This window comes from Nocardioides sp. NPDC000445, assembly GCF_040300245.1.
Classification (GTDB): Bacteria; Actinomycetota; Actinomycetes; order Propionibacteriales; family Nocardioidaceae; genus Nocardioides.
Window position 1 is genome coordinate 80131 of record NZ_JBEPDH010000024.1, and the last position, 24988, is coordinate 105118.

General features: G+C 69.9%; 25 protein-coding genes. 12 read left to right on the forward strand and 13 right to left on the reverse strand.

Annotation, left to right across the window (positions count from 1 at the left end; all coding sequences use genetic code 11):
• Entirely contained in the window at positions 1 to 456 is a 456-nt protein-coding gene (locus ABT304_RS26385; RefSeq protein ID WP_350719761.1) for a MaoC family dehydratase, read from the reverse strand.
• Positions 457 to 491: 35 nt separating this feature from the next.
• Between ABT304_RS26385 and ABT304_RS26390 the strand changes: the two genes are divergently transcribed.
• A complete protein-coding gene (locus ABT304_RS26390) occupies positions 492 to 1571 on the forward strand; it encodes an adenosine deaminase (RefSeq protein WP_350719763.1) in 1080 nt (359 codons plus the stop codon).
• On the opposite strand, the gene ABT304_RS26395 is transcribed toward ABT304_RS26390, so the two are convergent.
• Positions 1546 to 2157, reverse strand: a complete 612-nt coding sequence (locus ABT304_RS26395; protein WP_350719765.1) for a uridine kinase family protein — start codon at positions 2155 to 2157, stop codon at positions 1546 to 1548. The genes ABT304_RS26390 and ABT304_RS26395 overlap by 26 nt on opposite strands.
• Before the next feature lie 30 nt (positions 2158 to 2187).
• Entirely contained in the window at positions 2188 to 2856 is a 669-nt protein-coding gene (gene deoC, locus ABT304_RS26400) for a deoxyribose-phosphate aldolase (protein ID WP_350719767.1), read from the reverse strand.
• Positions 2857 to 2901: 45 nt separating this feature from the next.
• On the opposite strand from deoC, the gene ABT304_RS26405 reads away from it, so the two are divergent.
• Positions 2902 to 3471, forward strand: coding sequence for a hypothetical protein (locus tag ABT304_RS26405; protein ID WP_350719769.1), 570 nt, complete (start codon positions 2902 to 2904; stop codon positions 3469 to 3471).
• A gap of 139 nt (positions 3472 to 3610) precedes the next feature.
• Here the strand turns inward: ABT304_RS26405 and ABT304_RS26410 are convergent, their stop codons facing one another.
• The 3 genes from ABT304_RS26410 to ABT304_RS26420 all read right to left on the reverse strand — a co-directional run bounded on the left by ABT304_RS26410 (position 3611) and on the right by ABT304_RS26420 (position 7183).
• Positions 3611 to 5260 (reverse strand): phospho-sugar mutase, encoded by a 1650-nt coding sequence (locus tag ABT304_RS26410; protein ID WP_350719771.1) that lies wholly within the window; start codon positions 5258 to 5260, stop codon positions 3611 to 3613.
• Between the two features lie 641 nt (positions 5261 to 5901).
• Positions 5902 to 6699, reverse strand: coding sequence for a purine-nucleoside phosphorylase (locus ABT304_RS26415; RefSeq protein WP_350719773.1), 798 nt, complete (start codon positions 6697 to 6699; stop codon positions 5902 to 5904).
• A 31-nt stretch (positions 6700 to 6730) separates the two neighbouring features.
• Positions 6731 to 7183 carry a gamma-glutamylcyclotransferase gene (locus tag ABT304_RS26420; RefSeq protein ID WP_350719775.1) on the reverse strand — a complete coding sequence of 151 codons (453 nt, stop codon included), beginning with the start codon at positions 7181 to 7183 and terminating at the stop codon, positions 6731 to 6733.
• Between the two features lie 72 nt (positions 7184 to 7255).
• Here ABT304_RS26420 and lpdA point away from each other — a divergent pair, with 72 nt between their 5' ends.
• On the forward strand, positions 7256 to 8656 hold the full coding sequence (gene lpdA / locus ABT304_RS26425; RefSeq protein WP_350719777.1) for a dihydrolipoyl dehydrogenase: 1401 nt from the start codon (positions 7256 to 7258) through the stop codon (positions 8654 to 8656).
• 67 nt (positions 8657 to 8723) lie between these two features.
• Here lpdA and ABT304_RS26430 read toward each other — a convergent pair whose 3' ends face one another.
• On the reverse strand, positions 8724 to 9257 hold the full coding sequence (locus tag ABT304_RS26430; RefSeq protein WP_350719779.1) for a TetR/AcrR family transcriptional regulator: 534 nt from the start codon (positions 9255 to 9257) through the stop codon (positions 8724 to 8726).
• Positions 9258 to 9378: 121 nt separating this feature from the next.
• Between ABT304_RS26430 and ABT304_RS26435 the strand changes: the two genes are divergently transcribed.
• The 3 genes from ABT304_RS26435 (at position 9379) to erm (ending at position 12374) form a co-directional block, all read left to right on the forward strand.
• Positions 9379 to 9921 carry a DinB family protein gene (locus tag ABT304_RS26435; RefSeq protein WP_160025210.1) on the forward strand — a complete coding sequence of 181 codons (543 nt, stop codon included), beginning with the start codon at positions 9379 to 9381 and terminating at the stop codon, positions 9919 to 9921.
• A 35-nt stretch (positions 9922 to 9956) separates the two neighbouring features.
• Complete coding sequence (locus ABT304_RS26440; protein ID WP_350719781.1) at positions 9957 to 11357, forward strand: NAD(P)H-quinone dehydrogenase; 1401 nt, start codon at positions 9957 to 9959, stop codon at positions 11355 to 11357.
• A 258-nt stretch (positions 11358 to 11615) separates the two neighbouring features.
• A complete protein-coding gene (gene erm / locus ABT304_RS26445) occupies positions 11616 to 12374 on the forward strand; it encodes a 23S ribosomal RNA methyltransferase Erm (RefSeq protein WP_350719783.1) in 759 nt (252 codons plus the stop codon).
• Positions 12375 to 12470: 96 nt separating this feature from the next.
• On the opposite strand, the gene ABT304_RS26450 is transcribed toward erm, so the two are convergent.
• Positions 12471 to 15848, reverse strand: coding sequence for a pyruvate carboxylase (locus ABT304_RS26450; RefSeq protein WP_350719803.1), 3378 nt, complete (start codon positions 15846 to 15848; stop codon positions 12471 to 12473).
• A 138-nt stretch (positions 15849 to 15986) separates the two neighbouring features.
• Here ABT304_RS26450 and ABT304_RS26455 point away from each other — a divergent pair, with 138 nt between their 5' ends.
• Positions 15987 to 16907: a hypothetical protein gene (locus tag ABT304_RS26455; protein WP_350719785.1), complete on the forward strand. Its 921-nt coding sequence runs from the start codon at positions 15987 to 15989 to the stop codon at positions 16905 to 16907.
• Here ABT304_RS26455 and ABT304_RS26460 read toward each other — a convergent pair.
• Genes ABT304_RS26460 through ABT304_RS26470 form a run of 3 tightly spaced genes read right to left on the reverse strand, consistent with a single transcriptional unit; the run spans position 16904 to position 19693 of the window.
• Entirely contained in the window at positions 16904 to 17584 is a 681-nt protein-coding gene (locus ABT304_RS26460) for a response regulator transcription factor (protein WP_350719786.1), read from the reverse strand. The genes ABT304_RS26455 and ABT304_RS26460 overlap by 4 nt on opposite strands.
• Entirely contained in the window at positions 17584 to 18750 is a 1167-nt protein-coding gene (locus ABT304_RS26465) for a sensor histidine kinase (protein WP_350719788.1), read from the reverse strand. The genes ABT304_RS26460 and ABT304_RS26465 overlap by 1 nt, the downstream gene beginning before the upstream one ends.
• A gap of 34 nt (positions 18751 to 18784) precedes the next feature.
• Complete coding sequence (locus ABT304_RS26470) at positions 18785 to 19693, reverse strand: LysR family transcriptional regulator (protein WP_350719790.1); 909 nt, start codon at positions 19691 to 19693, stop codon at positions 18785 to 18787.
• Positions 19694 to 19786: 93 nt separating this feature from the next.
• Here ABT304_RS26470 and ABT304_RS26475 point away from each other — a divergent pair, with 93 nt between their 5' ends.
• Positions 19787 to 21169, forward strand: a complete 1383-nt coding sequence (locus tag ABT304_RS26475; RefSeq protein ID WP_350719792.1) for an MFS transporter — start codon at positions 19787 to 19789, stop codon at positions 21167 to 21169.
• Positions 21166 to 21954: a 3-hydroxybutyrate dehydrogenase gene (locus tag ABT304_RS26480; RefSeq protein WP_350719793.1), complete on the forward strand. Its 789-nt coding sequence runs from the start codon at positions 21166 to 21168 to the stop codon at positions 21952 to 21954. The genes ABT304_RS26475 and ABT304_RS26480 overlap by 4 nt, the downstream gene beginning before the upstream one ends.
• 11 nt (positions 21955 to 21965) lie before the next feature.
• Here the strand turns inward: ABT304_RS26480 and ABT304_RS26485 are convergent, their stop codons facing one another.
• Positions 21966 to 22895, reverse strand: coding sequence for an NAD-dependent epimerase/dehydratase family protein (locus ABT304_RS26485; RefSeq protein ID WP_350719795.1), 930 nt, complete (start codon positions 22893 to 22895; stop codon positions 21966 to 21968).
• Between the two features lie 149 nt (positions 22896 to 23044).
• Here ABT304_RS26485 and ABT304_RS26490 point away from each other — a divergent pair, with 149 nt between their 5' ends.
• The 3 genes from ABT304_RS26490 to ABT304_RS26500 all read left to right on the forward strand — a co-directional run bounded on the left by ABT304_RS26490 (position 23045) and on the right by ABT304_RS26500 (position 24655).
• Positions 23045 to 23740, forward strand: coding sequence for a TetR/AcrR family transcriptional regulator (locus ABT304_RS26490; RefSeq protein ID WP_350719796.1), 696 nt, complete (start codon positions 23045 to 23047; stop codon positions 23738 to 23740).
• 85 nt (positions 23741 to 23825) lie between these two features.
• On the forward strand, positions 23826 to 24281 hold the full coding sequence (locus ABT304_RS26495) for a helix-turn-helix domain-containing protein (protein WP_350719798.1): 456 nt from the start codon (positions 23826 to 23828) through the stop codon (positions 24279 to 24281).
• Positions 24281 to 24655, forward strand: coding sequence for a HepT-like ribonuclease domain-containing protein (locus tag ABT304_RS26500; RefSeq protein ID WP_350719800.1), 375 nt, complete (start codon positions 24281 to 24283; stop codon positions 24653 to 24655). Before ABT304_RS26495 ends, ABT304_RS26500 begins: the two co-directional genes overlap by 1 nt.
• Before the next feature lie 150 nt (positions 24656 to 24805).
• Here the strand turns inward: ABT304_RS26500 and ABT304_RS26505 are convergent.
• A partial coding sequence (locus ABT304_RS26505; RefSeq protein ID WP_350719802.1) for an acyl-CoA carboxylase biotin carboxyl carrier protein subunit occupies positions 24806 to 24988 on the reverse strand: 183 nt, incomplete at its 5' end.

The window sequence follows — 24988 nt, forward strand, 5'->3', positions numbered from 1 at the left end:
TCAGTCCGCCAGGAGCAGGACGACCGACTCCGCGACGCATGCGGGCTTGGCGGAGCCCTCGATCTCGACCGTCGTCCTCACGACGAGCTGGAGGCCGGTGGGGAGCTCGGTGATCTCGCCGAAGGTGATGACCGGGCGGATGCGGGAGCCGACCAGGACCGGCATCGGGAACCGGACCTTGTTGAGGCCGTAGTTGAGCTTCGCGCCGGGGGTCTCCAGCGAGTAGACGCTCATGCCGAGGTAGGGGATCAGCGACAGCGTCAAGTAGCCGTGGGCGATGGTGCCCCCGAAGGGACCCTCCTTGGCCCGCTCCTCGTCGACGTGGATCCACTGGTGGTCGCCAGTGGCGTCAGCGAAGGCGTTGACGCGGTCCTGGTCGACCTCGAGCCATTCGCCGGTGCCGATCTCAGTGCCTGCGGCGTCGGAGACTTCTTGGAGAGTGGTGAATGTGCGCACCCCCGGAATCTAGCGGCATACGGAATGATGGGCCCATGGAACCGTCCGACATGCAGATCAAGGCCGCCCCGAAGGTGCTGCTCCACGACCACCTCGACGGTGGCGTACGTCCCTCGACCCTCGTCGAGCTCGCCGCTGAAGTGGGTCACCAGCTGCCGGAGGGGACTCAGGACGATCCGGTCGCGCTGGAGGAGTGGTTCGTGACCAGCGCGGACTCGGGGTCACTGGAGCGCTACCTCGACACCTTCGCGCACACGCTGGCGGTCATGCAGACGCTGCCCGCGCTGACCAGGGTGGCTCGGGAGTGCGTCGAAGACCTGGCCGAAGACGGCGTCGTCTACGCCGAGGTCCGCTGGGCGCCGGAGCTCCACCTGGCCAACGGTCTCGAGCTGGACGAGGTCGTCGCGGCCGTCCAGACCGGGTTCGACGAGGGTATGGCGGCCGTTGCGGCGACCGGCCGGAAGATCGTCGTACGCCAGCTGCTCACCGCCATGCGGCAGGCCGCTCGCGCCGCCGAGATCGCCGAGCTCGCGGTGACCTGGCGCGACCGCGGCGTCGCCGGGTTCGACATCGCCGGTCCGGAGAAGGGCTTCCCGCCGAGCCGGTTCCTGGCGGCGTTCGAGCACCTCGCCGCCGAGAACATGCGCTTCACCATCCACGCCGGCGAGGGCTTCGGGCTGCCCTCGATCTGGGAGGCGGTGCACCCCTGCGGCTGCGACCGGCTCGGTCACGGCGTACGCATCGTCGACGACATCACCCTCGAGGAGGGCGAGGCGCCGCGGCTCGGCCGGCTCGCTGCGTACGTCCGGGACCGGCGGATCCCCCTCGAGCTCTGCCCGCGCTCCAACGTGCAGACCGGCGCGGCGAAGTCGATCGCCGAGCACCCGATCGGGCTGCTCTACGACCTGGGTTTCCGGGTCACGATCAACACCGACAACCGGCTGATGTCACGCACCTCGATGTCGGCGGAGATGGCCGGCATCGTGGAAGCCTTCGGCTGGGGACTGCCCGAGCTCCAGCGGCTCACGACCAACGCGATGAAGTCCGCGTTCCTGCCCTACGACGAGCGGGTCGACCTGATCCACGAGATCAAGGACGCGTACGCGGCCCTGTGAGTCGCTGGATGGCGATGAAGCCGTGCTTCGGGTAGACCGCCGTGCAGCCCTTCGTGACCGCGTCGGCGACGACCTGCGGCTGCGCGCGCATCAGCGCCAGGCCCCGCTTGACCAGCACGAACGGTGGTTTGCGGCGCTCGCGGAGATCGCGGGTGAGCCGGCGCCAGAAGGTCACCGTCGGTGAGTGGGTGACGCAGTAGGCGGCGGCCAGCAGCCCCGCGTCGCGGCACTCGGCGACGATGTCCTGGGCGAAGATCCCCTCGGCGACGAAGAACGGCTCGTCGCCGAGGGTCAATGACTGCCAGCCGGTGCGGCCGTCGTGGGCGATGTCGTAGACGGGTACGTCGGCGGTGCCCGTCTCGCAGAGCGCCGTGATCGCCCTCACCGCGTCAACGGGATGCCAGGAGTCGGGGTGATCCCAGTCGACCAGGCCCGCGTTGGGGCCCTCGGTGATCCGGGGGAGCGAGGGGTCGGAGCCGTCCTTGTAGAAGTCGTCCAGCCTCAGGACCGGCAGCCCGAGCCGCTCGGCGAGGCGGGACTTGCCGGCGCCCGAGGGGCCGGCGAGGACGATGACCTGAGCGCGCACCGGAGCATTCTCGCCTGTGGCAGGCCGAAGTCAGTAGCCGGCGCCGGGAGCCGATCCCGCCAGCAGCGCGCGCGAGCCCGAGACCCCGAGCCTGGTCGCCCCTGCGGCGATCATCTGCTCGGCCTGCTCCATGGTCCGTACGCCGCCCGAGGCCTTGACGCCGAGGTCGGGGCCGACGGTCTGGCGCATCAGCTTCACGGCGTGGACGCTGGCGCCGCCGGCGGGGTGGAAGCCGGTGGAGGTTTTCACGAAGTCCGCGCCGGCACGGACGGCCGCCTGGCACACGCCGACGATCTCGTCGTCCTCGAGCGCCGCGGACTCGATGATCACCTTCAGCACGGTGGGAGCGGGGACGGCCGCACGGACGGCGGCGATGTCGGCCTCCACGTCGGCGTACCGCTTCTCCTTCGCGGCGCCGACGTCGATGACCATGTCGACCTCGTCCGCACCGGCGTCGACCGCGGCGCTGGCCTCGGCGGCCTTGATCGAGGAGAGGTGCTTGCCACTCGGGAATCCGCACACGACCGCGATCTTCAGCTCGGCCGGCGCGTTGACCGGGAGCATCGAGGGAGAGACGCACACCGAGTAGGTGCCGAGCTCGGCGGCCTCGAGGATCAGCGCCTCGACGTCGGCGTGGGTCGCCTCGGGCTTGAGAAGGGTGTGGTCGATCAGCTTCGCGATGTCAGCGGGGGTAGGCACGGGCTCAGCATATGCATCTACGCCCGGAGGGCTAAGGTTTGCGCCGTGAATGACGATCAGCCCGAGGAGTGGTTCCGCAACTCCAGCAGCACCACGTGGGGATTCCTCTCGGCAGGGGCCGCGATCGCGGTCGTGGTGATCGACGCGGTCACCGGCTGGCACCCCGAGACGACAGCCGGTGGGGTGCTCTTCGCGCTGGTCGCGTACGCCGCGTTCGTCCGCACCAAGGTCGGCGTCAGCGAGGGTGATTTCGTGCTCCATCACCTCTACTCGACGGTGCGCTTCCCGATGGCCGCCCTGGAGAGCGTCTCGGTCGGCCGCACCCTCGGCGCCTACGCCGGCGGACGCACCTACGTCAGCGGTGCCGTCGGGCGTCCGATGCGGGAGGCGATCAAGGGCGCCAAGCGCGACCACAAGCCGCTGAGCAACCACGCCGACTTCATCGAGGACCGGCTCAACGCGCTCGCCCAGGACGCCCGCGACCGGCGCCGGATCAAGCGCGACTCCGACGAGCAGTTCGCCCTCGCCGAGGACGTACGCCGCAGCTGGGACTGGCCGCTGATCGCCGCCACCGGGGTCGTGGCGGTCGTCTTCGTGGTCCTGCTCGTCGTCTGAGCCGCCCCGCCGGTCGAGCCGCCGGAGCCGCTAGGCGGAGGTGTGTCGAGACCAACACGGTCAGATCGAGCGCCGAAGGGACTGTGTTGGTCTCGACACGCTCGGCCGCAGGCGGCCTCCCGGCTCGACCAGCGGGATGCTAGACGCCGAGGGCGGCGCGGATGTCGACCTTGAGCGCGCCGAGAGCGATCTCGGCGTCCGTGCGGGCCTGTGCCAGAGCCTCCGGTGAGTCGACCGGCTCGACGACCTCGAGGTAGCACTTGATCTTGGGCTCGGTGCCGCTGGGCCGCACGATCACCCGTGACCCGCCGGCCAGCTGGTAACGGATCCCGTCGGTCGGCGGCAGGCCACCGATTCCGGTGGTGAGGTCGTCGAGCTGCTGCACGGTGGCCCCGGCCAACGCGGTCACCGGTCGGTCGCGGAGGCGCTGCATCGCGGCCGCGATCTGGGCCGGGTCCTCGAGCCGGACGGAGAGCTGGGTGGTGGCGTGCAGGCCGTGCTCGACCGCGAGCTCGTCGAGCAGGTCGGCCAGGCCGCGACCCTCCGCCTTCAACGACGCAGCCAGCTCGCACAGGAGCAGCAGCGCCGAGATGCCGTCCTTGTCGCGTACGTGCTCGGGGTCGACGCAGTAGCCCAGCGCCTCCTCGTAGCCGAAGGCGAGCCCCGGCGCGCGCGAGATCCACTTGAAGCCGGTCAGCGTCTCGGCGTAGGCCTGGCCGGCGGCCGCGGCGATCTTGCCGAGCAGCGAGGAGGAGACGATCGAGGCCGCGTACGTCCCGGTCACGCCCTTGCGGATCAGGTGGGTCGCCAGCAGCGCGCCGACCTCGTCGCCGGTCAGCATCCGCCACTTCTTGCCGACGGGGATAGCCGCGGCGCAGCGGTCGGCGTCGGGGTCGTTGGCGATGACCAGGTCGGCGCCCTTCTTGCTCGCCAGCGCCATCGCCCGATCCATCGCCCCGGGCTCCTCGGGGTTGGGGAAGGCGACGGTCGGGAAGTCGGGGTCGGGCCGCTCCTGCTCCTTGACCACGAGCGGCTCGGGGAAGCCGGCGAACTTCATCGCCAGGTTCACCAGATCGCCGCCGACGCCGTGCAGCGGCGTGTAGACCGTCTTGAGGTCACGCGGGCCACCTTCGGTGAGGAGCCCAACAACGGTGTCGAGATAGCTGTCGACCAGGTCCTCGCTGATCACCTGGCCGGCCGGCCCCTGCGGGACCGAGCTCACCTTGTCGACCGCCGCGATCCGCTTCGCGATCTCGATGTCGGCCGGCGGCACGATCTGCGAACCGTCACCGAGGTAGACCTTGTAGCCGTTGTCCTGCGGCGGGTTGTGGCTGGCCGTCACCATCACCCCGGCGCTCGCGCCCAGGGCCTTGACGGCGTACGCCAGCACCGGCGTCGGCAGCGAGCGCGGCATCACCAGCGCGTGGAGGCCCGCTCCGGTCATCACCTCGGCAGTGTCCTGGGCGAAGACGTCGGAGTTGTGCCGCGCGTCGTAGCCGATCACCACCGGCCCCTGCGCGCCGGTCGCGAGCAGGTAGCGGGCCAGCCCCGCGGCGGCCTTGATCACGACAACCCGGTTCATCCGGTTGGGCCCGGCCCCGAGCGCGCCCCGCAGCCCAGCGGTGCCGAACTGCAGCATGCCCGAGAACCTGTCGGCCAGCTCGGCCGCGGCGCCCGGGGCGGTGGACGTGAGGAGGCTCTCGAGCTCTGCTCGGGTCTGTGCATCTGGGTCATCGGCAAGCCATTCCCGGGCTTGGACGACGAGCGCAGATTGATCTGTGGGGACCATGGATCTGACCCTAGGTCATCGGGTGGCGGAAGATGGAAGGGCTTCTGTCGTTTTGTGGCTGGGTTTGCCGCCGACCCGTTCTTGGAGGGTGTTCTCAGCGGCGTCCGGAGTAAAGGACGGCCTTCGGCCGCCGGCTGCCGCCGGCCGCTTCGCGGTCCTTGACACCGGCCGTCGCTGAGAATTTTGGCTGGCTATCGGGTCGGCGGCAGGGGTGTGGCGCAGCGGTTTGGGTTGGGTAGGGGCTTGGGAGCTGGGGTGGGCCGACCGACTGCCGGAAGGAATTTTCCTTCCGGTGAGGCGAACGAATTTTCGTTCGCCTCAGAGACCGCCTGTCTGGGGTGGGGGTGGCGGGTGGAAGAAAATTTTCTTCCACGCGAAGACCCCATGTCTGGTCTAGGCGTGGAGCGGTCACCTGCCGTGGGTGCGTGTGCCGTGGCCACACCAGGGCCGCCGCCCCGATAGCCAGCCATGTTTTTTCTCGACATGGTCCGGTGTCAAGGACCGCGAAAGCGGCCGGCGCAGCCGGCGGCCGCAGGCCGTCCTTGACTCCGGGCCAGGTCGAGAACACCCTCAAAGAACGGGTCGGCGGCCCAGCCCAACCCCGAAGAACGATCCGTGACAAGCGGACCAGGATGACGACCTCAGACCTTCGGCAACAGATCCCCAAGTAGCCCGCCCATCCGAGCAGCCGCATTGCGCCCAGCCTCGAGAACCTCGGCATGGTCGAGCGGCTGGTCGGAGATGCCGGCGGCGAGGTTGGTGACCAGCGAGATCCCGAGGATCTCCATGCCCGCCTCGCGAGCCGCGATCGCCTCGAGGGTGGTCGACATGCCGACCAGGTCACCACCGATGATGCCGGCCATCTTCACCTCGGCCGGGGTCTCGTAGTGGGGGCCGGGGAACTGGACGTACACACCCTCGTCGAGCGAGGGGTCGACCTGCTTCGCCAGCCTGCGCAGGCGCGAGGAGTAGAGGTCGGTGAGGTCGACGAAGTTGGCGCCGACCAGCGGAGAGGTGGCGGTGAGGTTGATGTGGTCCTTGATCAGCACCGGGGTGCCGGGGGACCAGGAGGGGTTGAGTCCGCCGCAGCCGTTGGTGAGCACGATCGTCGAGCAGCCCGCGGCCGCGGCGGTGCGTACCGGGTGCACGACCGCGTCGACGCCCTTGCCTTCGTAGTAGTGGGTGCGGCTGAGGAAGACCAGCAGGTTGCGACCGCTCGCCGACCGGATGGAGCGGATCTTGCCGCTGTGCCCCTGGACCGCGGCGGCGCTGAAGCCGGGCAGCTCGGTGGTGGCGATCTCGGTGTAGTCCTCGCCGAGCGCGTCGACGGCGGGCAGCCAGCCCGAGCCCAGCACCAACGCGATGTCGTGCTTCTCGATGCCGGTCTTCTCCGCGAGCGCGGAGGCGGCTTCCTTGGCGAGTTCGTAAGGCGTGGTCACTCGCCGAGTTTAGACCCGCGCCCAGACCGACTCAGTCGTTGGACCGGCACGGGCGCGTACGCAGCGCGTGCACGTAGTCGGCCGGTGCCCCGCCCGCCTCGGCGGCATCGGCCAGCGCGCCCAGGTGCCGGGCGTAGGGGATGCCACCCTCGTAGGTGTCCAGGACATAGGTCTCGCAGAGCAGGTCCTCGGCGAGTGCCGAGATCCGCACCTTGGTCTTGAAGTAGAGGCCGATGTCGGCCAGCTCCCATTTCTCCAGGGCTTCCATGTCCTGGTCCACGACGTCGTAGACCGCGACGAAGACCTGCTCGAACGGGTCCTGGACGATCGTGGCCGTCGGCCCGTCGCCGAGCACGTTGTCCTCGCCCCCGAAGGTGAGCCGCCAGCCACCCAGCCACCCGGTCGTGCGCAACGGCGAATGCGGGCACCGCTCACTCATCAGCGCCGGGTCGAGATTGACGCCATAGGCCGCATAGAGAGTCACGGGTCACGAGGTTACCGCCCAGTCCTCACCCGCTTGGGATCTATCTGTTATTGGCGGTCTACCCTTGGGTACGTGACCCACTTTGATGTTCTCGTCCTCGGCGCTGGCCCCGGTGGCTACGTCGCCGCCATCCGTGCCGCTCAGCTCGGCAAGTCCGTCGCCGTCGTCGAGAAGCAGTACTGGGGTGGTGTCTGCCTCAACGTCGGCTGCATCCCCTCCAAGGCGCTGCTCCGCAACGCTGAGATCGCGCACATCATCACCCACGAGAAGAAGACCTTCGGGATCTCGGGGGACGCGACCATGGACTTCGGCGCGACGTGGAAGCGCAGCCGCAGTGTGGCCGACGCGAGCGCCAAGGGCGTGCACTACCTGATGAAGAAGAACAAGATCACCGAGATCGACGGCTGGGGCACCCTCACCGGCCCGAAGGCGATCGACGTCGAGGGCAACGACGGCGCGAAGAGCTCCTACACCTTCGACAACCTCATCATCGGCACCGGTGCGACCGTCCGCTCGGTCCCGGGCGTAGTGCCCAACGGGCGCAACATCGTGACCTACGAGGAGCACATCCTCACCGAGGAGCTGCCGAGCTCGATCATCATCGGCGGCTCGGGCGCGATCGGCGTCGAGTTCGCCTACGTGCTGAAGAACTTCGGCGTGGACGTCACGATCGTGGAGTTCCTCGACCGGATGGTGCCGACCGAGGACGCCGACGTGTCCAAGGAGCTGCTGCGCCAGTACAAGAAGCTCGGCGTCAACGTGCTGCTCTCGACCGCCGTCAAGGGCGCCGAGGACACGGGCTCGGGCGTGAAGGTCACCGTGGCTCCGGCCGCCGGTGGCGAGGAGCAGATCCTCGAGGCCGACAAGTTCCTGGCGGCCTTCGGGTTCGCGCCGCGGGTCGAGGGCTTCGGCCTCGAGAACGCCGGCGTCGAGCTCACCGACCGGGGCGCGATCGCGGTCGACGCCCGTGGCCGCACCAACGTCGAGGGCATCTACGCCATTGGTGACTGCACCGGCAAGCTGATGCTCGCCCACACCGCCGAGGCCATGGGTGTCGTCGCCGCCGAGACCATCGCCGACGCCGAGACCATGGAGATCAACTTCGACATGATCCCGCGCGCGACGTTCTGCCAGCCGCAGATCGCCTCGTTCGGCTACTCCGAGGCCCAGGCCAAGGAGAAGGGCTACGACGTCAAGACCTCGTCCTTCCCGTTCTCCGCCAACGGCAAGGCTCGTGGCATGGCCGAGGGTGTCGGCTTCGTGAAGATCGTCGCCGACGCCGAGCACAACGAGATCCTCGGCGCCCACATGATCGGCCCCGAGGTCACCGAGCTGCTGCCCGCGCTGACGCTCGCCCAGCAGTGGGACCTGACCGCCGACGAGGTCGCCCGCAACGTCTTCGCCCACCCGACGCTCTCGGAGGCGATGAAGGAAGCCATCGAAGGCATCGCCGGTCACATGATCAACCTCTGATCAGACCGATCTCTCGCATCGAGGCCCGGATCCGCGGATCCGGGCCTCGTCGCGTCTGCGGTGCCCTCTACACGCCCGCCGTGACCGGGCCGATCTCGATGCCGAGCAGGTCCCACGCCCGGCGGGCGGCGGTCTCGCGTGCCTCCGGAGTCGGCCCGTGCACCCCGCCAGAGACCATCGCGACGGCGAGCATCAGGTCGTCGGTGCTGTAGGTCTCCCTCGGGAGCCCGTCGATGGCGGTGCGTACCCGGTCGGCCAGGAAGCGGGAGCTCTCCTCGTCGGTGAGCCGGATGATGCCGACGAACGCAGTCGAGCGGATCATCTGCCAGGTGACCACGCCGAGCACGTCGGCCAGCGTCGCATCGGGGCGGGCGGCGACCTGCTCGATGTCGCGTACGTTCTCCTCCAGCACCGCGGTCGCCAAGGTGAGCCGGTCGGGGAAGTGCCGGTAGAGGGTGCCCTGGCCGACGCCGGCGCGCTTGGCGACCGCCGACATCGGCGCGTCCAGACCCTGCTCGGCGAGCACCTCGCGGGCGGCGGCGACCAGGAGGTCCCGGTTGCGGACCGCGTCGCTTCGGGTCGGGCTGGCAGGGCTTGTCATCCCAGCAGGGTAATGGCCGGAGGGTCTTTTTCGGCCCTCCGACCAATGCGGACAGAAACTGACCTGAACGCCTCATAGCGTTGCTGGTGTCAGAGGGAAACACCACCAAGGAGTCCATGTCATGACCGCCACCGCCGCCAGCGCCGTGAAGACCAGCGCCACCGCCACCCTGTCCCGTGAGCGGACCGACCTGCTGGAGACCCTGGCCAAGCACCGCGGCTTCCTGCGCTACGCCGTCCGCAACCTGACCGACGAGCAGGCCCGGCTCACCCCGACCGCCTCCGCGCTCAGCCTCGGCGGCCTGGTCAAGCACGTGTCAGCCTGTGAGCGGGGCTGGGCCGACTTCATCGTCCGTGGCGCGGTGGCGCAGGAGCTCACCCCGGAGAAGTACGCCGAGTTCGCCGCCGACTTCGTGCTCGCCGAGCACGAGACGCTGGCTGGCGTGCTCGAGGCGTACGAGGACGTGGCCGCGGCCACCGACGAGCTGATCCGCACGGTCGATCTGGACGCGGACCACGCGCTTCCCGAGGCGCCGTGGTTCGAGCCGGGTGGCCGCTGGTCCAACCGTCGCGTCCTCACCCACATCCTGGCCGAGACCGCCCAGCACGCCGGGCACGCCGACATCATCCGGGAGACCATCGACGGTCAGAAGACGATGGGCTGACTCTGCCGCTCCGGGCGCGTGGAAGAATGCGGCCCATGGCGCGGGTGACGATCATTGGTGGGGGTCCAGGCGGATACGAGGCGGCGCTGGTCGCGCAGCAGCTCGGGGCGGAGGTCACGGTCGTCGACCGTGACGGCCTCGGCGGCAGCGCGGTGCTCACCGACTGCGTGCCGAGCAAGACCCTGATCGCCACCTCCGAGCTGATGTCGGACATGACGCTCGCCCGCGACCTCGGCATCAACTTCCGCGACCACCACGGCGACCCGGCCACCGAGCTCTACGCCGACCTCGAGCTGGTCAACAAGCGGGTCAAGTCGCTCGCGCTCGCGCAGTCGGGCGACATCGAGAGCCGGCTGACCCGCCGCGGGATCCGGATCGTCAAGGGCACCGGGCGCATCGACGCCGACAAGCGTCAGGTGGTCGCGACCCGGGCCGAGGACGGAACCGAGGAGGCGATCGAGAACGACGCGGTCCTCATCGCCACCGGCGCCCGGCCGCGGGTGCTGCCCACCGCCCAGCCCGACGGCGAGCGGATCCTGACCTGGGAGCAGGTCTACGACCTGGACGACCTGCCGTCGCACATGATCGTCGTCGGCTCGGGTGTCACGGGTGTGGAGTTCGCCAACGCCTACCTCAACCTCGGCTCCCAGGTCACCCTGGTCTCCTCGCGCGATCGGGTTCTCCCGGGTGAGGACGCGGATGCGGCGACGGTCCTACAGGACGTACTCGAGCGGCAGGGGATGAACATCCTCAGCAAGTCGCGGATGGAGTCGGTGACCCGCTCCGGCGACGTCGTCACGGTCAAGCTGACCGACGGCCGCGAGGTCACCGGCAGCCACTGCATCCTCGCGCTGGGATCGATCCCCAACACCGAGGACCTCGGCCTGGAGGAGGCCGGCATCGAGCTCGACGAAGGCGGGTTCATCCGCACCGACAAGGTGTCGCGTACCTCCGCCTACGGCGTGTACGCAGCCGGCGACTGCACCGGCGGCTTCATGCTCGCCTCGACGGCCGCGATGGCCGGCCGGATCGCGATGCGCCACTTCCTCGGCGACGCGGTCATCCCGATGGACCTCAAGGAGGTCGCGGCCAACGTCTTCACCTCCCCGGAGATCGCCACGGTCGGCTACTCGCAGGCCCAGGTCGACTCGGGCGAGGTCGTCGCCGACACCCTGCGCCTCGACCTCAAGGGCAACGCGCGCGCCAAGATGCAGGGCATCTCCGACGGCTTCGTCAAGCTCATCTCCCGCCCCGGCACCGGCGTCGTCATCGGCGGCGTCGTCGTCGGCCCGCGCGCCTCGGAGCTCATCCACCCCATCGCGCTCGCCGTCTCCACCGGGCTCACCGTCGACCAGATCGCGAACACCTTCACCGTCTACCCCTCGATCTCCGGCTCCACCGCCGAGGTCGCCCGCCGCCTCCACCACGTCGAGTAGTCACTTACGTCGGCCGAGACGTCACTTGCGTCGGCCGAGAAGGCACCCGAAAACGGTGTGCGAGCAGCGCCACGGCTTCGCTAGCGTGAGCGCCATGGGTAACTGCTGCATGACGATGTTCGTCCGGATCCGCCGCCGCTGACGGCGCGGATCCCACCGAAGCACTCGTCGCATTCGCGCCGCCACCTGGCAACCCTGCCGGGCGGCTCCGAGTGCTACCCGCAGGCCGCCCGGCTCCTTCTGTCTCGAGGAGCATCCATGCCCGACGTACGCCCTGGCCGGCACGAGCTCGGCCAGAACTTTCTCACCGACAGGTCGGTACTCGACCGCATCGTCCATCTCGTCTCGCAGCGGCAGGGTCCGCTGGTGGAGTGGGGCACCGGCAACGGTGCCGTCACCCTGGCGCTGGCCGAGCTGGGTCGTCCGCTGGAGGGGGTCGAGATCGACTCCCGCCGAGCGGCCGAGCTGCGACGACGGATCGGCCCGCACGTGTGCATCGCCGAGGGCGACATCCTGCGGCATGCGCCACCGCAGGACGCGGTCGTCGTCTCCAACGTCCCGTTCCACCTGACCACACCGATCCTGCGCCACCTGCTCGCCTCGACGACGTGGCGCCATGCCGTACTCCTCACCCAGTGGGAGGTCGCCCGCAAGCGCGCGGGCGTCGGCGGTACGACCCAGCTCACCGCACAGTGGTGGCCGTGGTTCACCTTCACTCTCGACCGCCGCGTCCCGTCGACCGCGTTCCGTCCGCGGCCGAACGTCGACGGCGGCCTGCTGCTCATCGACCGCCGCCCCAAGCCGCTGCTCCCCGACACGGACGTCCGCGACTTCCAGTCGTGGGTGGCGAAGGTCTTCAGCAGCCGAGGCCGCGGGGTCGCCGAGATCCTGCGCCGCAACGGCGTCCCGGCTCGTCTCGCGAATCAGATCGCTCAGCGACGCCGACGCTCTCAGGCCCCAGTGCTGCCGCGGGACCTGCGTGCGGAGGACTGGGTCGAGGCGTACGCAGCGGTCTGACCTGCCGAGACGTCACTCCCGCAGGCCGAGATGGCACCTAGGTGCCATCTCGGCCTTCCGCAGCGACGCTTCGGCCGACGGGGCTGACGTCTCGGCTCAGCCGAGGACGAGCACCAGGTCGCCGCCGTCGACGGCCTGGGTGCCGGAGAAGGCGAGACGGGAGACGGTGCCGTCGACGGGGGCGGTGATGGCGGCCTCCATCTTCATGGCCTCGATGGTGGCGACGGTGTCGCCGGCCTTGACCGACTCACCGGCCGCGACCGAGATGGTGACGACGCCCTGGAACGGCGCTGCGACCTGACCGGGAACGGCGGGGTCGGCCTTCTCGGCGGCGGCGACCTCGGCGGCGACGGAACGGTCACGTACGCCGATCGGACGCAGGTGGCCGTTGATCGTGGCCATCACGGTGCGGATGCCGCGCTCGTCGGGTTCGGAGACGGCGGTGAGCCCGAAGATGACCGTCTTGCCCTCGGAGAGCTCGACGATGTGCTCCTCGCCCTCGCGCAGGCCGTAGAGGTAGTCGAGCGTCGAGATCACCGACACGTCGCCCCACTTCGAGCGGGCCTCGGTGAAGTCCTTCGTCGGTCCGGGGAAGAGCAGGCGGTTGAGCGTCCCGCGGCGGTCGGAGGCGAGCCCGGCGGCGTCCTCGGCAGACAGCGTCGGCGACGGCGCCTGCCAGGTGCGTCCCGCGGTCGCCTTGCTGCGGAACGGCTCGGGCCAGCCGCCCGGCGGGTCACCGAGCTCTCCGTTGAGGAACCCGATGACCGAGGCCGGGATGTCGTACGCAGCCGGGTCGGCCTCGAACGCAGCCGGGTCGGCACCAGCGGCGACCAGCGACAGCGCCAGGTCGCCGATGACCTTGGACGAAGGCGTGACCTTGGGGACGCGACCGAGGATCTGGTTGGCCGCGGCGTACATGTCCTCGATCTGCTCGAACTTCTCGCCCAGCCCGAGCGCGATCGCCTGCTGGCGCAGGTTGGAGAGCTGGCCGCCCGGGATCTCGTGGCGGTAGACCCGGCCGGTGGGCGCGGGCAGCCCGGACTCGAAGGGCGCGTAGACGCGGCGTACGGCCTCCCAGTAGGGCTCGAGCGAGTTGACCGCCGCCAGCGACAGGCCGGTGGCACGCGGGGTGTGGTCGGTCGCCGCCACCAGCGAGGAGAGCGGCGGCTGGGAGGTGGTGCCGGCCATCGACGCGGTCGCGGCGTCGACGGCGTCGACCCCGGCCTCGATCGCGGCGGTCAGCGTGGCCAGCTGGCCACCCGCGGTGTCGTGGGTGTGCAGGTGCACCGGCAGGTCGAACCGCTCGCGGAGCGCGGTGACCAGGGTGCGCGCGGCGGGTGCTCGCAGTAGCCCGGCCATGTCCTTGATCGCCAGTACGTGCGCCCCGGCCGAGACGATCTCCTCGGCCAGCCGCAGGTAGTAGTCGAGCGTGTAGAGCTTCTCGTCGGGCGAGGAGAGGTCACCGGTGTAGCAGAGCGCCACCTCGGCGACGGAGGTCTCGGTCGCGCGCACCGCCTCGATCGCCGGCCGCATCTGGGACACGTCGTTGAGCGCGTCGAAGATCCGGAACACATCGATCCCCGTCGAGGCCGCCTCCGAGACGAACGCGTCGGTGACCTCGGTCGGGTAGGGCGTGTAGCCCACGGTGTTCCGACCGCGCAGCAGCATCTGCAGGTTGATGTTCGGGATCGCCTCGCGCAGCCGCGCCAGCCGCTCCCACGGGTCCTCGGAGAGGAAGCGGAGAGCCACGTCGTACGTCGCCCCGCCCCAGGCCTCCATCGACCACAGCTGCGGTGTCAGCCGGGCGACGTGACCGGCGACGCCGAGGAGGTCGGTGGTGCGGACCCGGGTCGCCAGCAGCGACTGGTGGGCGTCGCGGAAGGTGGTGTCGGTGACCGCGACCGGCTCCTGGGAGCGCAGCGCGGCGGCGAAGCCCTCCGGCCCGAGCTCGCGAAGCAGGTCGCGAGAGCCCGCCGGCGGAGCCACCGACAGATCGAGCTTCGGCAGCTTCTCGACCGGGTGGAGCGAGACCGGTGCGGCGCCGTGCGGCTGGTTGACCGTCACGTCGGCCAGGTAGGTGAGCAGCTTGGTCCCACGGTCACCGGAGGCCCGCGCGGTCAGCAGCTGCGGGTGGGTCTCGATGAACGAGGTCGTGATCGAGCCCGAGATGAAGTCGGGGTCGTCGAGCAGCGCCTGCAGGAACGGGATGTTCGTCGCCACCCCGCGGATGCGGAACTCCGCCACCGCCCGGCGGGCCCGCGTCACAGCGTCGGAGAAGGTGCGCCCGCGACAGGTGAGCTTGGCGAGCATCGAGTCGAAGTGGGGCGAGACCTCGGCCCCGGCGTACGTCGTGCCGCCGTCGACCCGGATCCCGGCACCGCCGGGGGAGCGGTAGGTGGTGATCATGCCCGTGTCGGGACGGAAGTTGTTGGCGGGGTCCTCGGTGGTGATCCGGCACTGCATCGCCGCGCCGCGCAGCTGTACGGAGTCCTGGGTCAGCCCCAGGTCGGCCAGCGTCTCGCCGGAAGCGATCCGCATCTGCGAGCGGACCAGGTCGACGTCGGTGACCTCCTCGGTCACGGTGTGCTCGACCTGGATTCGCGGGTTCATCTCGATGAAGACGTAGTTGCCCGCGGGGTCGAGCAGGAACTCGACGGTGCCGGCACAGGAGTAGCCGATCTCCTTGGCGAACCGCACCGCGTCCGCGCAGATGCGTTCGCGCAGCTCAGGGTCGAGATTGGGGGCGGGAGCGATCTCCACGACCTTCTGGTGGCGGCGCTGCACCGAGCAGTCACGCTCGAAGAGGTGGATGACGTTGCCCTCGCCGTCGGCGAGGATCTGCACCTCGATGTGTCGCGGCTCGACCACGGCCTGCTCGATGAAGACGGTCGGGTCGCCGAAGGCCGCCTCGCCCTCGCGCATGCAGGTCTCGACCGCCTCGCGCAGCTTGTCGGGGTCGTCGACCCGCCGCATCCCGCGGCCGCCACCACCGGCGACCGCCTTCACGAAGAGCGGGTAGGGAAGAGCGGAGGCGGCGGAGACGAGCGCGTCGACATCGGTGGACGGCTCGACCGACTGCAGGGTCGGTACGCCGGCAGCCTTGGCCGCCGCGATGGCGGTGGCCTTGTTGCCGGTGAGCGTGAGGACCTCCGCCGAGGGCCCGATGAACGTGATCCCCGCCCGGGCGCAGGCCTCGGCCAGCGCCGGGTTCTCGGAGAGGAACCCGTAGCCGGGGTAGATCGCGTCCGCGCCGCTCTGCTTGGCGACCTCGACGATCGCGTCTGGATCGAGATAGGCCCGGATCGGGTGACCGAGCTCTCCGATCTGGTAGGCCTCGTCGGCCTTCAGCCGGTGCTCTGAGCCCCGGTCCTCGTAGGGGAATACGGCGACTGTTTTCGCCCCGAGCTCGAAGCCCGCACGGAAAGCTCGGATCGCGATCTCGCCGCGGTTGGCAACCAACACCTTCTTGAACATGGCGGTCACGCTACCCATCCGAAGCGGGTCGTCCCAGGTTATGGGACGTTTCCTTTCAGTTGGTGGACATCGGGGCCCGCGGGAAGTGTGCGGATTCGTTGGGACCGTGCGACGGCTCGCGTCGATACCGTCGGCGGAATGAAAACCATGATTCGTCGGCGTCGCTCAGCTCTCGTCGCCCTCGCGGGCTCAGCCCTGCTGGCCGGATCGCTCACCGCGCTCGGCGCGGCGAGCTCGCCGGCCGCCGCGGCCGGCACCGTGAACTGCTCCGGCTCGATCAACGGCAAGGCCGGTGGCTACATCCGCAAGCGCTCCATCAAGAACAGCACGGTGACCGGGGACTACCGCAGCGCGGGCACCGTCACCTGGTCGCCGCGGGCCTGGATCGAGATCGGCGGCGCCGGTGACGAGACCACCTGGAAGACCAGCTACATCGTGCCCGGCACCGACGGCACCGGCCGGACCGTGACCATCGGTGGGACCATCGGGCAGTCCGTGCTGACCGAGACGAAGTCCGCGCAGCTCTACCGCACCAATGGCTCCGCGGTGACCGGCTGGAGCCCCAAGAAGGTCGTGAACGGCCCGACTACCGCGGTCTACAGCGTCACCACCTCCGGTGTCGTTCAGCAGACCGCGCTCTCGTACTCCAGCGCAGGCACCCGCCTCGGCACGGTCACGAACCTGCCGGTCACCCTGCCGAGCACGACGACCGTCGCAGGCGTGTGGACGAGCCACAACGGGGTGATGTACAACCTCCTCTACTCGATCAACCCGAGCACCAACAAGCTCGAGCAGATCGTCGTACGTCCCGACCGCCCGGCGGAGGCGAAGAAGTACGTCGTCCGCAGCCTCGGCACCGGCTGGCGCTACCTGTCGGTGCACAACTGCTACGACGCCGACGGCGCGGTCGCGGCCAAGGACATCGTCCTGATCAACCCGACGACCGGCAACGCGGTGCGCATCCGTCAGAGCAGCGGGATCGGGCACAGCACGACCTTCTCGGCCGCGACCCGGGTCGGCACCGACGGCTCGTGGAAGTGGAGCGGGATCAGCAGCTAGCTGATGGGCCCTCGTCCCGGCCAGAGGTCGAGCAGGTCCCCCGGGCGCAGCCCGAGGGCGTGCTCGATGTCGCCGGGCGAGGTCTCGCGCAGATACTGCGAGACCAGCTGGGCCAGCTCCATCCAGTAGCCGCGCAAGGTCGACTCGGACAGGTACATCGACCGGCTCATCTCGGCGTACGTCAGCCCGCGGGCGCGGTGGGCGAGGACCTCGCGTTGCCTCGGCGTGAGGACGGTGATGCTGCGGCGGCGGACGAGGACCTCGATGAGTCCGGTGATATCCGGGGGGATCACCGGCTCATCGGCGGCGACCGCGCGGAACGCCGCCTCCGCCTCGGCCAGCGAGGCCGCCTTCGAGACCACGCCGGTCGCACCGGCGGCGAGGCAGGCAGCGAGCACGAACCGGCGCTCTTCCTGGGAGTAGACGCAGACCCGGTAGCCGGCCTCGACGATGCGCCGGATGGCCGCGGTGCCCTGCGAGGCGTCGGGCTGGCCGGTGTTGGCGAGGTGGAGGTCGAGGATCACCACGTCGGCCTCCGGCATCGTCGTCAGCAGGTCCTCGACGGATCCGTGGCTGGACACGAAGGTGAGATCGGGCAGGAGCAGACTCAGCGAGGCGCGCATCGCCGTCGCGTCGTCCACGTGGCTGAAGCGCGGCCCGGAGGTCACGGCAGACATCACGGCACCTCCGCGGCGGTCGTCTGCGCCAGCGTGACCGTGGTGCCGAGGTCGCGGATGCTGCTGATCTGGACGTCGACGCTCGAGCGCGCGAGCTGCTCGACGACCACCTCCCGCAGCCCGACCCCGTAGTCGGTCGCGGCGGTGTCGAAGCCGATGCCGTCGTCGTGCAGCGTGACCTCCCAGCCGGCGCCGTCCTCGTCCTCGGCGGCGTGCAGGACGACCCGGCCCGCCCGAGCGTGCTGACGTACGTTGAGGAGCAGGCTGCGCAGCGCCGCGGCCAGGTCGTCGGCGAGACTGCGCGGGAGCGCGACGTCCTGGGCGAGGTCGGCGACCACCGTGATCGGGAGGTCGTCGAACTCCGCGCCGACGGCGGTGACCAACGCGGCCAGGTTGGTCGCCTCGCTCACCGGCGGCGGGGTCTGGCCGCTCAGATAGGCCCGCATCCGGTTGAGCTCGACCTCGGCCTGCGACCGCAGCGCGCCGTTGCCGTCGGCGGTGTCGGTCTCCACGAGCAGCCGCATCATCGCGGTGCCGTTGTGGATGGCGAGCCGGGCACGACGCTCCTCCTCGGCCTTGGCGGCCTCGGCGGCATAGCGCCGCGCCTCATCGGCCTCCGTCCCGATCCGCACGATCGTCTGACAGCCGAACCAGGCCAGCGGCCCGAGCACCAGCAGCGTCAGGCAGGTGCTCACCGCGAGGGTGAGGTCGGCCGGCCCGTTCACGGTCGGCGCGATGTAGACGACCTCGGCCACCGCCAGCGAGGCGAGCAGGAACATCCACAGCCACCGCGAACGTACGGCCGAGAGCCCGCAGGACACGCACAGCGCATAGCCCAGCTGGAACCCCACCCAGGTGCCCGTACGCAGCTCCACCGGGACCGTCCACAGCCCCACGATCAGCAGCGCCACGGCCACGGCGACGTCGAGCACGGCGTACGGCACTCCCGGCGGTCTCCGCGTCACCAGCGTGACTGCGGCGATGCCGACGAGCATGACGGCCGCGAGGATCCAGCTCGCGCCGGTCAACCAGGGGTGGTCGGCACGGGACAGCGCGGGCATCGCCGCGAGCAGCGACGGCGCCATCTGCGCGAGGGTCGCCAGTCGCATCCCGGCCACGAAGAAAGCCACCAGACGCACGGCGGCTGCCCGAGTCGAGTGTGGCACCCGTGAATTGTCGCTGATGGTCGATCCGCGGGCGTCACCGGCCGATCAGCGCGTCTCGCTGTTCGGCCATCTGGTCCCGCAGGCCCCCCACGACGGCGGCCACGGCGGGCCGCCGCCAGGACTCGGGATGCACGACCGCCCAGTAGGGCAGCCGCTGGTGGATGTCCTCGTGCAGCATCCGGACGAGGTCGGGGTGCCGGTCGGCCATGAAGCAGGGCAGCAGGCCCAGACCGGCCCCGGCCCGGGTCGCCTCGACGTGCACGAAGACGTTCGTCGAGGTGACCGCGTCGCGGATACCGGGCAGCAGGCGCCGGGGGAGGTCGAGGTCATCGACCTGGAGCATCGAGTCGACGAAGTAGACCAGGCGGTGGCGTACGGCCTCCTCGATCGTGGCGGGAGCACCGTGACGCTCCAGATAGCCGGGAGAGGCGTAGAGGCCGAGCTCGTACTCACCCAGGTGCATCGCCCGGCCGCGGTTCACCGCCGGCTCGCCGACCACCACCTCGATGTCGACACCGGAGCGGTGCTGCGCCGCCTGCCGGGTCACGGTGACGATCTCGACCGAGAGCTCGGGATGGTCCTGCCGCAGCGCGGCGACCGCCGGCGAGGCGATGTACGCAGCGAACCCGTCGGTCGTCGACATCCGCACCACGCCGGCCACCGGGTCGGCCGGCTCGTCGGCGGCCAGCCGGGCCAGCGACTCGGCGACCCCCTCGGCGGCACGCGCCGCGCGCTCACCGAGAGCGGTCAGCGCCCAGCCGTCGGAGCCGCGCACCAGGACCCGGCCGCCGAGGGCACGCTCGAGGGCGGAGATGTTGCGGCTGACCGTCGTGTGAGTCAGGCCCAGCGAGCGGGCGGCGGTGGTGAAACGGCCGCTGCGAGCCACCTCCAGCAGCACCAGCAGCTGGTCGGCGGACGGCGGTGTCGATGGGGAGGTGGCCATCGGGCCAGACTACCGACGATGTGCATTTTCGTTCACACCGTGTGCCAACATGCGCGTTGCAAGCACATTATGACCGCTGTCACACTCCCAACCATGACCTCGACACAGCCGGGCGCCACCGCCGCCCCCAACGACCCAGTCGACGAGCAGAGCCTGCTCCGCAGGACCGTGGCGGCCTCCATGGCCGGCACGGTCGTGGAGTGGTACGACTTCTTCCTCTACGCCACCGCCTCGGCGCTGGTCTTCGCCAAGGTGATCATGCCGGCCACCGGCAACGCCTACGACGCGATCATCGCCGCCTTCGTGACGTACGCCATCGGGTTCGTCGCCCGCCCGCTGGGCGGCGTCGTCTTCGGCCACATCGGCGACCGCCTCGGCCGCAAGTACACCCTGCAGCTCACCATCATGCTGATCGGTGTCGCCACCGTGCTGATGGGCTGCCTGCCGACGTACAACCAGATCGGCCTCGCCGCGCCGATCGCGCTGGTGATGCTGCGGTTCGTGCAGGGGCTCGCCCTGGGCGGTGAGTGGGGCGGTGCCGTCCTGCTGGTCGCCGAGCACGCCCCCGACGACAGGCGCGCGACCTGGGCAGCCTGGCCGCAGGCCGCGGTGCCGGTGGGCAACCTGCTCGCCACGCTGGTGCTCACCGTGATGACCCTCGCGCTCTCCGACGCCGCCTTCCTGGCGTGGGGCTGGCGAGTCGCGTTCTGGCTCTCGGCCGTGGTGGTCGTCGTCGGCTACTTCATCCGCCGCTCGGTGACCGACTCGCCGATCTTCGAGGAGGCGAAGGCGGAGCAGACCGAGTCCGCCTCGACCGGCTACGGCGTCTTCGAGGTGCTCCGCCGCTACCCGCTGGGCGTGCTGAAGGGCATGGGCCTGCGATTCGCGGAGAACATCATGTACTACCTGGTGGTGTCCTTCTCGATCGTCTACCTGGTCGAGGACCAGAAGATGGACCAGGGCGCGCTGCTCGGCCTGATCGCGGTCGCGCACGCCTGCCACTTCTTCTTCATCCTCGCCGTCGGCCGGATCGCCGACGGCGTGGGCCGCAAGCCGGTCTACCTGGTGGGTGCGGTGCTCGGCGCGACGTGGGGCTTCTGGGCGTTCCCGATGCTCGACACCAAGGACAACCTCGCGATCGTGGCGGCGCTGATCGCCGGCCTGGCCATCCACGCGCTGATGTACTCCACGCAGCCCGCGATCATGGCCGAGATGTTCCCGACCCGGATGCGCTACTCCGGCATCTCGATCTCCTACCAGGTGACCTCGATCTTCGCCGGTTCGCTCGCGCCGCTGCTGGCCATTGCCTGGCTCAAGGACACCGGCACCTGGACCAACACCGCGATCTACCTCGCCGTGGCCGGCATCATCACCGGCCTGGTCGTGCTCACCCTCAAGGAGACCAAGGGCGCCTCGCTGCGGGCCCTGGACCGTGCCGACGCCGAGCGTGCTGAGCGCGAGGTGAGCCCGGCGTGAGCTCAGCGACGACGGCCCCGTCTGCGTCGGTCGATTCCGGACGTACGCTGCGGGGCCGCCGCGCGCTGGTCACCGGCGGCGCCTCGGGGATCGGTGCGGCGGTGGCCCGCGAGCTCGCCGCCCGTGGTGCGCGGGTCGTCGTCGCCGACGTGGCCGGCGACGCCGCCCGTGCCCTCGCTGAGGAGATCGGCGGCGAGGCGTGGGTGGTGGACCTGACCGCCACCGAGGAGCTGGACGACCTCACCCTGGAGGTCGACATCCTGGTCAACAACGCCGGCATCCAGCGGGTCAGCCCGATCGAGAAGTTCGACCCCGACGACTTCCGCAGGATCCACGCGATCATGCTCGTGGCTCCGTTCCTGCTGGTCAGGGCCGCTTTGCCGCACATGTACGCCAACGGCTGGGGTCGCATCGTCAACATCTCCTCCGTGCACGGCCTGGTCGCCTCCCCCTTCAAGAGCGCCTACGTCTCGGCCAAGCACGGCTTGGAGGGACTCTCGAAGGTGACCGCCCTCGAAGGCGGCCCGCACGGGGTGACCAGCGTCTGCATCAACCCGGGCTACGTGCGTACGCCGCTGGTGGAGAAGCAGATCGCCGACCAGGCCGAGGTGCACGGCATCCCGGCCTCCGAGGTGGTCGAGCAGGTGCTTCTGCAGGACGCGGCGGTGAAGCGGCTGGTCGAGCCGGACGAGGTCGGCTCGCTGGTCGGCTGGCTCACCGGCCCGGACGCCTCGATGGTCTCCGGCGCCTCCTGGGCCATCGACGGCGGCTGGAGCGCCCGGTAGCCCCACCCCGCTCAGGCCTGGGTACGCCACCAGTCCACCGTCGCCTTGGCCCCGGTCTCGAGCGGGGTGGGGGCCAGGCCGAGCAGGGCCTCGCTGGCCGAGGAGTCGAGCACGAACGGCTTGTCGAACTGGTAGACCATCTCGGCCAGCTCCCGGGTGCCGGCGTGCAGCGTGCCGATCGCCTTCATCGTCCAGGTGGGGATGCGGCCGACGCGGGGCGCGGCGACCCCGGCCACGTCGGCATAGAGCCGGACGAGCGCACGCTGGGAGATGGCAGGTGCGGTGGGCGCGTGCAGGAAGGAGTTCCACAGGCTCTCCTCGTCGGCCGCCCGGATCATCGCGGCGCCCAGGTCCGGAACGTACGTCCAGGAGTGGGGCGCGTCCGGGTCGCCGAGGACGCGCATGGTGCGGCCGGCGAGGACCGTCGGCACCATCCGCTCGCCGGCGTGGGCGGTACGCACCAGCGGACCGTAGAAGTCCGAGGCCGCGACGCTGACCGTCGGTGTCGGTGAGGCGTCCCGGGCCCGGAGCAGCTCGACCCGCACCGCGGGCTTGCCGAAGTCGGCGTTCCTCGGCGTCTGCTCGGTCATCGGCCCGGTGACGTGGCCGTAGGCGTAGAGGCTCTCCGGGAAGACGACCACGGCACCGGCCCGTCCGGCGGCCTTGAGCACGACCTTCTCGGCTCGCGGGAGCTCGGCGCGCCAGGTGTCGGCGGCGTACGCGCTGCCGTGCATGCAGTGGAAGACGGCGCTCACGCCCGCGGCCGCCTGGGTGACGGTGTCGAGATCCGTGGCGTCGCCGCGGAGCCGCTCGATGCTCGCGTGCACCGGGCCGCTGCCGGAGCGGGTGAGGAGGCGTACGCGATCCCCGCGGGCGGCGAGCTGCTGGGCGATGGTCGCGCCGACGGGGCCGGCGCCGATGACGAGGTAGGTGTTGTTCATGACTGTCTCCGTTGATTCGGTGGGCGAGCCGGTTGACTCAGAAAGGAGAGCACTGCTCTCGGAATGAGTGTGGCGTGCTGTTGCTCAGAAAGCAAGAGCAGTGCTCACTTTTGTTGACATCGCTCTCTGGAGACGGGCACGATGACGTCATGACAGGCACTCCACGCGAACGGGCGCGGGCGCAGACCATGGACGAGATCGTCCGGATCGGCCGCGAGCACCTGGCGATCCACGGTGCCGCCGCGCTGTCGCTGCGCGCGGTCGCCCGCGATCTCGGGGTGGTCTCCTCGGCGGTCTACCGCTACGTGAAGAACCGCGACGAGCTGCTGACCCTGCTCCTCGTCTCCGGGTACGACGAGCTGGGCGACGCTGCCGACGCCGCCGTCGCTGCAGCCCCTGAGGACGACTATCGCGCCCAGTTCGTGGCGCTCGGCCGCGCGGTCAGGACCTGGGCGCTCGCCGAGCCGGCGACGTACGCCCTGCTCTTCGGGTCGCCCGTCCCCGGCTACGCCGCGCCGGACGAGCGCACCAGCGTGCCCGGCACCCGCGTCCCGACCGCGATGCTGCGCCTGACCGCCGGCGCTATGGCAGCCGGTCGACTGAGCGTGCCCGAGGAGCCGGGGGAGATCTCACCCGCCCTCGCCACGGGGCTCCAGGGCATCCGTGACCAGCTCGGCCTCGACCTGCCCGACGCCTGCCTCACCCGCGGCGTACTCGTCTGGACGAGCCTCTTCGGCCGCGTCAGCTTCGAGGTCTTCGGCCAGTTCGGCCCCGACGCCTTCGGCGACCCCGCCGCGCTCTTCGAGCTCCATCTGGCCACGCTGGCCGATGAGCTCGGACTGTGACGCCATCCGCCGGATTCCGTCGTGGTCGCCGGCGGCGCTCGAAGAAGTGTCGGTCGAGCATCGTATGCGTGTATACACTGGGGGTGTGACCGAGACCAAGCGGCTACGAGTTGAGGCCGGCCTGACCCAGACCGAGGTGTGTGCGCGCACGGGAATCGCCCGGCCGAACCTCTCGGCTTATGAGTCCGGGAGGCGTACGCCGTCACCAGAGACTCTCGAACGGATCCGTGCTGCCTGCCGGCGTCGTCCGTCGGAGATCGTCGCGGCGAACGCCGATGAGATCAGGGCGATCGTTCTGCGGCACCACGGTGTCTCGGTAGAGGTCTTCGGATCCGCGGCCCGCGGTGATGACCGTTGGGACTCTGACATCGACCTGCTCATCACGCTCGATGACGAGGCGGGAGTCCTCGACCTGGTCCGGATGCAACGAGACCTCGAGCGGCTGCTCGGCACCGCGGTCGACCTCGTCGACAGGGATGCGCTGGATGCTGAGCACAGTCAGCGCGACCGTATGGTCCTTGCCGACGCGGTCGGGCTGTGATGGCGGTCGGGCGGGAGCGGCTCACCGAGCTCTATGGGGATCGGGTTGTCGACGAGATCGAGTTTCTGCTGCGTACTCTCGATGAGATCGAGCTGGTGATCCAGCGCGGCTGGGAGGCCTATGCCGACGACGTACTGCTCCAGCGAGCGGTCGAGGGCTCGGCGAATCGGATCGGCGACACGATCCGCAACAAGATTCCGGTGCAACTGCAGAAGGACCATCTCGGTGTGGACGCCTGGTCCGAGTGGGTCGACTGGCGGGTATTTCTTGCGCACCACTACCACCGCGTCGACCCCCGCCGGATCTGGCAGGACATGATCCGCGACGTTCCACGGTTCCGCCGGTTCATCGCCGAGGAGCTTCTCGGCGGTTGACGCGGCCGTTCACCGAGACCCCTCGGCAAGCTCAGGACATCGCCTCGGTGACCCTTCAGCAAGGTATGCAGGAAAAGGCGCGCATCCCTCGCGGAGCTCCACGAGGGATGCGCGCCTTCGGCTGCATACCTTGACGAAGGAACAGCCCAGCTACTTGATCTCGGCGATGACGGCGCCGTTGGTGACGGTCTCGCCGATGGTGGCGTTGAGGCCGGTGATGGTGCCGGTCTTGTGGGCTTTGAGGGGTTGTTCCATCTTCATGGCTTCGATGACGATGACGACGTCGCCTTCGGCGACCTCTTGGCCTTCTTCGACGGCGATCTTGACGATGGT